Below are 11,782 nucleotides of genomic sequence, written 5' to 3'. Positions count from 1 at the left end.
TTGATGTAAGCACTTCGTGAATTGCGTCTGGTTTTAGGGCTTAAAGCTGATCATCTTTGAATCAAATCTTTAACAACTTAAAACTATGAATGCAACACTTAAAAACCTGTTATTTCTGGCTGTACTGGCAATAACAGCAATGACTCAGGGTCAAATTACAAACAACCAATGGTTGTTTAACGCGCGGGTGGGGTATGACTTCCCTACTTATGAAAACAACACACCTTATATTGATTATAACGGTGGACTCGAACTTGGACTTTCAGCAGACTATTACTGGAGCTGGTTTGGTTTGGGTGCAGATGTAGATTATATCTGGAATAAACCGGAAAGTACCTATCCTACAACTAATCTTTTTGACTTAAGCGGTACCAGACCTCTAACCGATTTTTCACTTTCAGAAGATAAAATCAACAGGTTATTTTATGGTATAGGGCCAAGCTTTAGATACCATAATGCTGCCGGGAACTTTAGTACAGAGCTCAATTTACGTGGCGGACTGGCTAATATTAAAGGTGGGCGTACCGAGCTACGGGAAAATACGGTAATTAATGATGTGCTTAACTTCCACTCAGGCTATGATGCTAAAAATATCTTTAGTGCAAAAGCACAAATACGCGCGATTTACTTTGTAAATGATTGGCTGGGTCTCCATGCGGGTGCGTACTATATGAGGCATTTTAATGTAGAGGAACAAAACGATGCCAGCTATGGGATTAGATCGGGTTATTATCCTGTGGAAGAGATAGACGGGCAGAATATCGTTAATCAAAACACGCCTTTCTTTAGAGAAGAATCCTGCGATTGTGATATTTATTCCATTGGAGTTTTTGCAGGTCTTACCCTTGCGGTAGGTAAAAAAGCAAATGCCTGCTCCGTATGTGGTGAAGATCATACACCACAGTGCTGCGCTACTTGTGGCTGCACTGTAACGATTACCGCCCGGGATCAGTTTACCAAAGAGTTGCTGCCCAACACCGATGTTGTGCTTGAGGATCTAAACGGAAACATTACGCAAACCGGAACAACAAACAGCTATGGAGTTGTGGTATTTCAGGATGTGGAGACAGCAGATTATGTGATCAAAGGAAAACTTTATGAGGTAAATCTGGAACAGACTACGCTTTCTAAAGCAGATTTTAAAGACTGTAAGAAGGAAGGTAAAAGTATTCAAAAGGAGATTTTATACACAGACGAAAATTTTATCCTGAGGGGTAACGTCGTAGAGTGTAATAAAAACGAAGGTATACCGGGTGTAGATATCAGCTTAAAAGACACCCAGCGCGCTTCCTTAAAAAACACCCTTTCTGATGCAGACGGAAACTTTATGTTCTATTTGAAGCAAAGTTCCATCTACAGTGTACAGGGAGCTAAAGACGGGTACTTTTCAAATAAGGTAACGGTAAATACAACAACCGAGGATCGCAACTCCAGTCTGTTTATTGACTTTGAAATGTGCGTGGATCCCTGCGGAAAGGCTATACGTCTTGATAACATCATTTTCAACCTGGATAAATGGGATATTTTACCTGCCGCCAGACCCGATTTAGATTATGTAGCTCAACTGATGCTTGATAATCCCGGGATTAAAGTAGAAATGTCATCGCATACAGATTCACGCGGAAGCAATGCCTATAATCAGGAGCTTTCTCAAAAACGCGCACAGGCAACCGTAGACTACTTACTGGCCAAAGGCATTTCAAGAGACCGGCTTATTGCGAGAGGCGCCGGGGAGACCGAACTGCTGAATAAATGCGCAGATGGTGTGACGTGCACAGAGGCCGAGCATACCATCAATCGCAGAACCGAATTTAAGGTCATCTGTTTCTAATGATTCAATTCTTAACAAAAATCAGAGCCGTCTGCAAACGGCGGCTTTGATTTCTTTAAAACTACTCTTATGAAAATTTTAAAATATACAACCCCGGTAGAAAAAATTCTGATTACAGGAATTTATGTTATGAGCATGTTTCTGGCTGTAAGCTGTGAAGATAGCGATGCTTGCGAGTATATAATCTGTGAAGAAAGCTTTAATGTCGTTACTGATTTTGAAGATCAGGAATTAGGTACAACTAGCGATTGGCAGGGCGTAGCAGCTAGAGGAATTAGCATTGTATCAAGAGGGCCGGGTAAGGTGTTACAGGCATTAGATGGCAGCGGTTCATCATTTGCTTATACTGAAACTCTACTCCCTCGTAATTTTTTAACCGCAGGTTGTGAGTTGCGCTATGATGTAGAATATTTTGGAGGTGTAAATAATGCAATAAGTGCGGCAAATTCGATTATAATATATCAAGGTTCAATAAATTCAGGTAATACTCGTGCAGTATTTGTACTTAATTCCAGCTCTTTAATCAATTCTGGACAACCTCCTGTTACAATACATGTACCGCTTGAGTTAGCAACAGGAACGACATTGCCATCTAATACTTATGGCGAATGGAGGCTTGCAGGCTTGACCCCTCCTTATACAGCAACTGATATTAACCTTTTTAATACCATATTACAAAATAGTGATGGTTTGGGTTTTAATCTAGATTCAGGAGGTAACCCAGCCGAACAATGGTGGTATGATAACTTCACCTTCAAGCAATGTTGTTCACTTACAAAGAATGACGGCATTGTTAATTAAAACTTTATAAAGTAAATTTTTTTAGGGTGATGGATTCGTAATCAATATAGACCCTTGATTTCTAAATAGATAAAAGTTGAAACGGTGAAAACAAAAACTTTAAATTTTATTATTTGGATCACGATTTTAACCGGTACTCTATTTTCCTGCAACAGTGATGACGACAGGAATACCGCAGCCAGAAGCTCAGGAAGTATTGATGTGTTTATTGACGGAAGCTCAACGCCAACACAGTATGCCAGTAACATACAGGCTGCAGATAATCCCTTACCGCAAAGCACAGGGTTCAGTACCGTTTTTAAAATAGAAGCCCGGGAAACCGGGGGCTCAGTCTTCCGGTTTTCTCTCGCTCCGGGAACTACCGTACCTACTGTTGTTAATACACCAGCTACTGAGATTATTACCGGACCCATCTCTCAACGTTTGCGCATTGATGGTCTTTTGATAGATGACAGCGCATCAAATGCGCTAACGGTAAGCTACACTCAGTTTGGTGCAAATACCGGAGATCCCATAAAATTGAGCATCATAGGAACTTATTTTATAAACGGGGATACAAATGCGCATACAATTGATTGTCAAATTGATATCACAAGAGATTAAAAGTGATTATCTTAAATTTTTTAACCAACTTATTAAAATGATTATGAAAACCTTCAAAATAAGCCTGCTGTTTGCAGTTGTATTCTTAATGTGCTCATCTTGCATAAGTTTGCGAAACAACTCCCGAAAAACACCGAATAACCTAATTACAAAAGAACGTGCAGATGCGTTGCACAGCGCCTATCTGAGTAATCAATATGTGTATATCAACAATGATTTACCCGGTAATGCGGTTGATAATGTGGGTGCTCTGGTAACAGATGTGAACGATTTACAGCTCTTTTTAGAGTCTGTGATTGCTTTAAAAAAGCGTGATTCCATAAGCAATGTAGGGGTCTATGTCTATTTTGGAGCAGACACGCTAAGTACCGGTGTGACTAAAAGCACGGTGTTTTTTGAGGCAGCTTATGCACTTCAATCCAATACCAAAAGACCTTCGGGCGGATCTTCATTTGCACCGGGAATGCTGGTTACTCCCACCACACCAGATTCATTTTTGCCGGTTGGCGAGGACGACAGTTATTATGATAAATTACACCCGGTAGGCACGCGCAAAACAGGGTCTGGCAACTAATTTGTGAGTATCATGGTAATTCTGGAAATCATAGTTAAATCATTAATGGCTGTAGCATTGGCTATAGCCATTTGGCGGCATGGTGTTTTAAAAAACGGAACCCAAAGTCATTTCATTTATTACCTGACTACTGTGATTGTCATAGAAATTGGGGCCTCCTTATGTCTGGGCTTCTTTGGTAATAATGTTTTAATATATAATTTTTCAGACCTTTTTACGGGTTTCTTTTTTTGCTTTTGGTTCTACAGGATTCTCAACAGGAAAATTTGGGTTTTGGTTTTAGTGCCCTTGCTTTTTATAAGTCTTATCGTGAGTCTTATTTTAGAAAATTGGCTCAAAGACTACAATGTTATCTTCCTCTTTTGTTCAACAATAACTTTGCTGATCCTTGTATTTAGATTTTACATTGAATTTCTAAACCGGGATGAGATTATAGATTTTAAGAAAAATGCTCGGTTTTGGATCACCACAGGAGTACTTATTTATTTTCTGGGGTATTTACCGGTACAGGTTTCCATGTCAAAGGTAAATGGAAATCTCGCTGATATTTTATACACTGTAATCGCATTTTTAAACATTCCCCTTTACGGTTGTATTATTATAGCACTTTTATGTCCACAGAAGAATTAGACGACCGCCTTATTGTAATAATGGCAATTACCGCAGTTGTAGTGGTGGTTGCTGTGATTTTACTTTTTACAGTTTTTGTTTCCAAAAAGAACAAGCTTATACGGGAGCGTCTGCAGTCTAAATTAGAAAGCCAGCGGGAATTACATGAGCTCGAATTACAGGCACTTCGTTCTCAAATGAATCCGCATTTTGTGCACAACTCGCTAAATGCAATACAATACTATATTCAAAGAAATGAGGTCGAGTTGTCGGAAGAATACCTTAATAGATTTTCTAAATTATTCAGGTCATTCTTTGAACTTTCGCGACAACATACTATAAGCCTTAAAGAGGAAATTGAGCTGCTTAACAATTATCTGGCGATAGAAAAAATGCGCTTTGAGGATAAACTCAGTTTTGATATTGAGGTTGATGAAGACTTGGAATTAGATACAAAAATCCCGTCACTTCTTTTGCAACCTATTGTTGAAAATGCCGTAAATCACGGGATTTTTCATAAGAATGAATCAGGCCTTGTACGTGTGATTTTTACATGCCTGGATGAGTTGAGTTATAAGGTGGTTATAGAAGATGATGGTATTGGCCTAAAACGCTCTAAAGAGGTTTTTAAAGCGAGTGGTAAGACCCTCGAAAACAGATCTTCAACCGTTCTCAAAGATCGATTAAAATTGCTCGAGTATAGTAATGCTTTTAAAGTGGACTATCAAATAAAGGATCGGGAGGATTTGCAGGGCACCCGCGTAACGATAACTTTTAAAATTTTGAACGTATGAGTATCCGGGTGTTTTTAGTAGATGATGAGGCAAAAGCCTCAGCCATTTTAGAAAACAAGTTGCAGCGCTTTTGCCCGCAGCTTTCTATTATAGGCTCTAGTCAGGATCCTGTAGAAGCTATTGAATTTATAAGAACAGAAAAACCGGATCTTATTTTTCTGGATATCGCGATGCCTACCATGACCGGTTTTGAACTTATAAAGGAATTTGATGAACCGGATTTTGAAGTCATTTTCGTAACAGCATTTGATCATTACGCAATTCAGGCTATAAAAAATTGCGCCATTGGCTACCTTGTAAAACCGGTAGCAAAAGAAGATTTGATACTAAGTGTACACCGGGCCGTAGAGAGTATTTTAAACAAGGAGATGCTTTCAAAAAATAAACAGCTCATTGCCAATCTGGGTGTACAGACCTTTCAGCAAAAAAAGATTGTTGTCCCGTCTCAAAACGGATTACAGTTTGTCAAAATAGATCATATCATACGTCTTGAAGGAATAGAAGGCTATACTAAACTTCATCTTGTTGGAGGAATATCTATTTTGAGTTCTCATAATATCGGCCATTTCGCAGATTTACTAGATACGGTTAGTTTTTTTAAAACTCACAAATCGCACATCATCAACCTGGAATATATAGAATCGTACCTGAATGAAGGTTATGTAATGCTTGAAGAAAACCATCAGGTTCCGGTCTCAAGGGCTAAACGTGCTGAATTTCTCAATATGCTGAAAAGTAATACGGACTAATTTTAATTAAAATTGCCGGTCCTGTAAACCTGAACTAATCGTGCTTAGTATCTTTGCACCATGGCAACACTTCTTACCGAACAGGAACGACACAATCTGGCGATGAATATCGTGGGAAAAGACCTGGAGTCTCAGGGATTTGAGTTTTTGGGTGTCAACTCTCAATTAAAACGCAATCCACAATTTGTAGCTTTAAAAGACAAGAAATTACATTTTGTAATCGTCAGGGCTTTGCAATATCCTGATGACCCTAATGCCTACGACCCGGTCTTTATGCAGGAAATGAAAACGCACGCAGACAAGTTTAATGCGCGAACTTTTTATGCCGGTGTAGGTTTGGGGAGTGCCGAAGATTACGGCAAACCTGTCGAGAAAGATTCAGCCTATACGCAGGTTTATAATGGTCTGCAGGAAATACTTTAATCATTTTTCAAGAATTATGAAATTCAGTTTAAAATCGATATCTGCGCTTTTATTTGGCGCTTTAGTTTTAGCAATCTGTACATCTTGTGAGCCCGAAAGAAATCTGGTAGTCTACAACGGTCAGGCGCTGGGAACCAGTTACCAATTGCAGTTTTATGCGCCGGAGCGTTTTGATCTTGTAAAGCAATTTGACTCTACCATCACCGCAATTAATAAGTCTATGAGCACCTACCAGGCCGATTCTGATATATCGAGAATAAATGCCGGGGACACCACGATTGTGGTTGACGCTATGTTTAAAGAAGTATTTGCCCTGGCACAGCAAGTATATAATGCAACAGACGGGTATTATGATCCAACGGTTGGGGTTTTGGCTAATGCCTATGGCTTCGGCCCTGATAAGCCCTTAAAAAAGCTTGATTCTATCACTATAGATTCTTTGATGCAGTATGTAGGTTTAGATAAATTGACTATTTCGCAGCAAGGCAAACTTCAAAAAAACACAGAACATATTTATTTAGATTTCAACAGTATAGCAAAAGGGTATTGCATAGATCGAATTGGTAAAATGCTGGAGCAGAACGGGGTAGAAGATTACCTTATAGAACTCGGTGGAGAGCTTTTGGCGAAAGGTAAAAATCTCGATAAAAATCAGGCCTGGCGTGTGGGTATTGAAAACATCAATGCACCTGTAGAACAGCGTACCTATACCGAAGCTGTAAGTTTAAATGATAAAGGAATGGCAGGATCAGGAAATTATCGAAAGTACCGTCAGGACTCTGTAACGGGTAAAAAATATGTGCACACCATCAATCCCATAACCGGGAGTGCCGAACAAAGCGATGTGTTAAGCGCAACCGTAATCGCTCCAACCTGTGCAGAGGCAGATGCTTGGGCAACAGCATTTATGGCTTTAGGTTTTGAGCGTTCTAAAGCGGTTATTGCTAAAAATAAGGATCTGGCGGCTTATCTGATGTATTCAGATCAAACTGAAGACTCTGTATCTGTATTTGTTTCCGAACGTTTTAAACCTTACCTCGTAGAGCCTAATAAATAAGGCTGAAATGTCCCTTAAGGCTAATACCATCGGGTAATTGAAGTTCAAACCAGTAGTCATCAGGATTTAAAAGTGTTCCCAGAAAGGTGCCATCCCAGCCCTCTGAAGATGATTGTAACTGCTTTAAAAGTTTGCCATAACGGTCGTAGATAAAGATTTGAGCCCCGGGATATTCTTCGAGACCAATCAACCTCCAGGTATCGTGAATGCCATCAGCATTTGGAGTAAAATACCGTGGATAATCTAGAACTAAAAAGGGCTGAGTTTCTACTGTACCACAACCATTGCGGTCTCTTATGGCAAGCTGGTGATAGCCGGCTGAAAGTCCGGTGAAAACAGAGCTTTCTACATAGGGACCGTCGTCTAGCGAAAATTCATACGCACCACTTCCTGATACCCGGATACTAACTTCATTGTCGGGGTAATTGAGCCCGGTAACTTCTACCGTTTCAACAATAGCCTTTTCGGAAGGCAAAACCTGAACAGTTTGAGTAGTGGAGCAACCAGCTTCGTTATAAACGGTAATGCTGTATGCTCCCGGTTCATCGATCAATAGGGTATGGAGATCAATACCTTCCTGACCCGTGCTCCACTCATAATAGGTAAAGCCAGAAGCTACGCTCAATTCGACCGGTTCCTGAGTATCTGTGCAGTAAAAAGCTGTTTCGGGAAATTCAAATACAGGACTTTCATCAACTACAACTTCAAAAGAAGTATCAGAATAGCAGCCGCTGCGATTATCTACTATTCGCATAAAAATCTCCTGATCAATTGCTTCGGTAGTATAATTTGAACTCAGACGGTTTTGATCGAGATTCCTATCGTTTGCCGTTGCGTAATAACGTCTGGTGAATACTGAAATATCCTGCCCTGATAAAGCCTCATTTGCTTTTTGATCTAAATTTAAAGTCAGGCTGCTTTCGTTTGCGATGCACACATTCAGTATTGAAGGCTCAATTAATACCGGTGGCTGGGTTAGGTAAAAGTTAAGTGCATCAAGTAGCAGGCAATCTCCGTTAACACTGTTTATGCGATAGTACACCGGTGTCTGGGAGCTGCTCAAATTCAGGGTTGTTATGGCATTTTGGTCGGCATCTCTGTCTTGCTGAGATTGATAAAACCGGATTTGCTGGTCTGAACGGGATCTTATAATTTGATTGCCCAGTGGCAAAAGGTTGTAGTTTTGATTTATGCTCGGGTCGCATATAAAAACAGATCCGGGGTTATCATTAACCAAAGACGCAGCAATGCTTATTTCAAAAGGCACCAGTTCTGAACAGGCGTTTAACGGACTAAAAATACGTGCGTAAAGGGTCTCGCGGTCTACAGTATTTGTGTACAAATCAGCCAGCTCATTGGTTGCCAGATTAGCATCTCCAAGTTCTTTATGAAAACTCACACGGGTATCGGGAAAGCCCTGTAAAATCAAATCACGCTGTATGCTAAGATCATAGGTGTTTGTTCCGGTTGTGGAACAAATTTCAAAATCTTCAGGTGTATTATAACCCGTGGTTTTGGGTGTTGTGGCGCTGCCCGTAAGATTGATATCAAAGCCCGCAGAACCACTGGCACGGTCTATAAGAATGTAATAGGTTTCTCCGGGACTGGCATCAATGGCCTTCAGATAACCGTTGCCGTCAGCTCCCGGTCCTTCTGAAGTATCGGTTTCGGTATCATTAAGACCGGTATCGGCACTTGCGTTTGCCGAAGGCGGATGCGTACTGCTGCAGCGAATGGCACTTCCCAGGTTTTGACAGTCCTGAACGGGCCCGTAAACTGCAAAATCATAATCGTCGTTTGGATTTTCGGGGACAATATCAAATGTAAAACTTCCGCCCTGATCGATTTCTACTTTAAACCACGCGGTTTGATTGTTAAACGAATAACACGGGGGCGGGAAATTGCCCGGCAGACTAAATTCATCAAAACCCACTCCGTTAGGCTGTATTCCTACCGGAGTGTCCCCGCAAAGAACAATAGCATCTGTACAATCGTTGGCATTTTGGGCGTTTAAAACACCAAAAAATACCATAAACAAAACGATTGTAATTTTTTTCATGACCCTGGTTTATAACAAACCGGTAAAATTTCGCCTGCAGCCAGGCGATAGGTATCTACAAGCTCTTTTTTAAGTTTTTGGGTATAATCAATCTCATGAACTTCAAATCCTATACTGCGAAGTTTTTCAAAATAATCCCTGCCATAAACGCGTACGTGATCGTATTGGCCAAATATAGCGGCGCGTTCTTCAGGATCTGTGATGCTGTCGTCTTCAAAGGTTTTTTCTCTTGAAAGATCCTGAGGTATCTGTAAAATGGCCATTCCACCGGGTTCGAGAACACGATAAAGTTCATGCATAGCTTTGGTGTCATCAGGTATATGCTCAAGTACGTGATTGCATAAAATGACATCATAGCTGTTGTCTTCAAAAGGCAAATTGCAAATGTCTGCCTTTACATCTGCCAGAGGCGAAAGCAAATCGGTGGTGGTATAATTGAGGTTTTTAAGAGATCTGAAACGCTTGTAAAAAGCCTGTTCGGGAGCAAAATGCAGCACCTTATGAGAGGCTTTAAAAAAATCGGTTTCATTTTTTAGGTATAACCAAAGCAATCTGTGTCGCTCCAGCGAAAGAGTAGAGGGAGAGAGTACATTTTCTCGGGGCTTACCGTAGCCGTACGGAAGAAATTTTTTAAACGACCTGCCGTCTATGGGGTCGGTGTAGCGCGATCCCTTTAGCCATAATGCCAAAAAAGGCCGGGCAACATAGCTTAGTCGTATAAGCAGGGGTCTGGGAACTGTATTTAAAATGCCTTTAAAGAGTTTGCCAATCATACCTGAAGATCCCCCCAATTTTCACCCGTTTTTATGCGATGCAATTGCATTTCTGAAACGCCAAACTGCTTGGCCAGTACCTTAAGCCGGGTACGCCGGTTAGGATCTAAAAGCTTTTTCTTCAGAACCTTTGCTTCGGCATAGCTCAACTTGGTGTAATGACGTTCGCCCGAGGTACGTCGCTTAATATCCAGTGGACTCGTTTTCTGATGGGCATAGCGTTTTTTATGGGTTGCCCAGGATAAATTTTCAATACGATTATCGGTCTTATCGTGGTTGAGGTGTAATACAGAGTTTTCGTTATCGCCGGGTGTCAAAAAAGCTTTCGCAAGGAGTTTGTGGAGATAAAAGTTGCGACGCTTTCCATTTTTCAGTTTAACATTCACAGTTATATACCCGTTAATCGTACCTCCTTTAATGAGGTTTCCTTCTGGGTTTTTAAAATAACTGCGCACGCGACCATAATTAGATAGACCTAAAGTATATGCCTCATCCCAGTCGTCTTCACGGAAATCTTTCCAGGTTTCTAACTGCATAGCACATCAAGATTTTTGTTAGTTGAATGTGGGCTGTGCTTTGAATGGGGCTTCTTCATCACTGCTTATACCCAAAGCTTCATAAATATAGTCAAAAGTTGAAAGAAGTTGTGGTTTGCCGTCTATTAAAGCCACATCGTGTTCAAAATGGGCGCTGGGTTTGTTATCCCGGGTAGTGATGGTCCACCCGTCGCGGTGTTGTTTAATGCGTTGGGTACCCAGATTGATCATAGGTTCGATGGCAACCACCATACCTTCAACAAATTTCTTACCGCGACCTCTTCGGCCATAGTTCGGCATTTCGGGATCTTCATGCATTTTACGTCCAAGACCATGACCTACCAGTTCACGTACCACGCCATAGCCGTGATCCTCGCAATATTTCTGAATCGCATAGCCTACATCACCTACACGGTTACCGGCTTTAAACTGCTCTATGCCTTTGTATAGAGATTCTTTGGTAACCCGGAGGAGTTTTTTTGTTTCAGGATCTACTTCACCAACTTCAAAGGTATAGGCGTGATCGCCGTAAAAGCCGTTTTTCAACGCTCCGCAGTCTATAGAAATGATATCACCTTCTTTAAGAGGTGTTTTATTGGGAATACCGTGTACTACCTGCTCATTTGGGCTCATACACAAAGTGTTTGGGAAATCATACAATCCCAAAAATCCGGGTATGGCACCATGATCCCTGATGCAGGTTTCGGCAATTTTATCAAGTTCAAGGGTGGTAACACCGGGCTTCACTTCTGAAGCTAATGCTCCCAAAGTTTTAGAAACGATAAGCGCACTTTCGCGCATTAACTCGAGTTCTTCTCTCGTCTTGGTTATAATCATCAGGCTGTCTTTTGAGGGCACAAAGTTACAAAGAATCCCCGCATAGCCCCTAATATAGAAGTCAAAGTATGTGGGGTTCTTAACTCAACAACAGTTTTTGACGACAACCTGGAAAGAATACCGATGCAAGATCCTT

The 11,782-nt window shown here is 41.0% G+C and carries 13 protein-coding genes; 9 read left to right on the top strand and 4 right to left on the bottom strand.

Features of this window, described 5'->3' with window-relative positions:
* Positions 1–85 precede the first annotated feature (85 nt).
* The 9 genes from ACSSS3_RS02665 to ACSSS3_RS02625 all read left to right on the top strand — a co-directional run bounded on the left by ACSSS3_RS02665 (position 86) and on the right by ACSSS3_RS02625 (position 7,441).
* Positions 86–1,831 (top strand): OmpA family protein, encoded by a 1,746-nt coding sequence (locus ACSSS3_RS02665; protein WP_442846352.1) that lies wholly within the window; start codon positions 86–88, stop codon positions 1,829–1,831.
* Positions 1,832–1,900: 69 nt separating this feature from the next.
* Positions 1,901–2,632, top strand: coding sequence for a hypothetical protein (locus ACSSS3_RS02660; RefSeq protein WP_442846351.1), 732 nt, complete (start codon positions 1,901–1,903; stop codon positions 2,630–2,632).
* Positions 2,633–2,716: 84 nt separating this feature from the next.
* Entirely contained in the window at positions 2,717–3,235 is a 519-nt protein-coding gene (locus tag ACSSS3_RS02655; RefSeq protein ID WP_228229811.1) for a hypothetical protein, read from the top strand.
* A 43-nt stretch (positions 3,236–3,278) separates the two neighbouring features.
* A complete protein-coding gene (locus ACSSS3_RS02650) occupies positions 3,279–3,809 on the top strand; it encodes a hypothetical protein (RefSeq protein WP_442846350.1) in 531 nt (176 codons plus the stop codon).
* Positions 3,810–3,812: 3 nt separating this feature from the next.
* Complete coding sequence (locus ACSSS3_RS02645) at positions 3,813–4,439, top strand: hypothetical protein (protein ID WP_228229809.1); 627 nt, start codon at positions 3,813–3,815, stop codon at positions 4,437–4,439.
* Complete coding sequence (locus ACSSS3_RS02640; protein WP_228229808.1) at positions 4,421–5,212, top strand: sensor histidine kinase; 792 nt, start codon at positions 4,421–4,423, stop codon at positions 5,210–5,212. Before ACSSS3_RS02645 ends, ACSSS3_RS02640 begins: the two co-directional genes overlap by 19 nt.
* Positions 5,209–5,961 (top strand): LytR/AlgR family response regulator transcription factor, encoded by a 753-nt coding sequence (locus ACSSS3_RS02635; protein ID WP_228229807.1) that lies wholly within the window; start codon positions 5,209–5,211, stop codon positions 5,959–5,961. The genes ACSSS3_RS02640 and ACSSS3_RS02635 overlap by 4 nt, the downstream gene beginning before the upstream one ends.
* Positions 5,962–6,021: 60 nt before the next feature.
* A complete protein-coding gene (locus tag ACSSS3_RS02630; RefSeq protein WP_442846349.1) occupies positions 6,022–6,384 on the top strand; it encodes a Na(+)-translocating NADH-quinone reductase subunit F in 363 nt (120 codons plus the stop codon).
* A 16-nt stretch (positions 6,385–6,400) separates the two neighbouring features.
* A complete protein-coding gene (locus ACSSS3_RS02625; RefSeq protein WP_442846348.1) occupies positions 6,401–7,441 on the top strand; it encodes an FAD:protein FMN transferase in 1,041 nt (346 codons plus the stop codon).
* On the opposite strand, the gene ACSSS3_RS02620 is transcribed toward ACSSS3_RS02625, so the two are convergent.
* The 4 genes from ACSSS3_RS02620 to map are packed head-to-tail and all read right to left on the bottom strand — an operon-like array spanning position 7,431 to position 11,646.
* Complete coding sequence (locus ACSSS3_RS02620; protein ID WP_442846347.1) at positions 7,431–9,500, bottom strand: T9SS type B sorting domain-containing protein; 2,070 nt, start codon at positions 9,498–9,500, stop codon at positions 7,431–7,433. The two genes, ACSSS3_RS02625 and ACSSS3_RS02620, sit on opposite strands and share 11 nt — an antisense overlap.
* The gene (locus ACSSS3_RS02615) at positions 9,497–10,270 is read right to left on the bottom strand and encodes a class I SAM-dependent methyltransferase (protein WP_442847388.1); all 774 of its coding nucleotides are present in this window, start codon (positions 10,268–10,270) and stop codon (positions 9,497–9,499) included. Before ACSSS3_RS02615 ends, ACSSS3_RS02620 begins: the two co-directional genes overlap by 4 nt.
* On the bottom strand, positions 10,270–10,809 hold the full coding sequence (locus tag ACSSS3_RS02610; RefSeq protein WP_228229803.1) for an HNH endonuclease: 540 nt from the start codon (positions 10,807–10,809) through the stop codon (positions 10,270–10,272). Before ACSSS3_RS02610 ends, ACSSS3_RS02615 begins: the two co-directional genes overlap by 1 nt.
* An 18-nt stretch (positions 10,810–10,827) precedes the next feature.
* Positions 10,828–11,646, bottom strand: coding sequence for a type I methionyl aminopeptidase (gene map / locus ACSSS3_RS02605; protein WP_228229802.1), 819 nt, complete (start codon positions 11,644–11,646; stop codon positions 10,828–10,830).
* Positions 11,647–11,782 lie beyond the last annotated feature (136 nt).

This window comes from Leeuwenhoekiella sp. H156, assembly GCF_052218455.1.
Classification (GTDB): domain Bacteria; phylum Bacteroidota; class Bacteroidia; order Flavobacteriales; family Flavobacteriaceae; genus Leeuwenhoekiella; species Leeuwenhoekiella parthenopeia.
The sequence above is the reverse complement of the archived record's forward strand: the minus strand, read 5'-3'. Positions and strand labels throughout refer to the sequence as shown.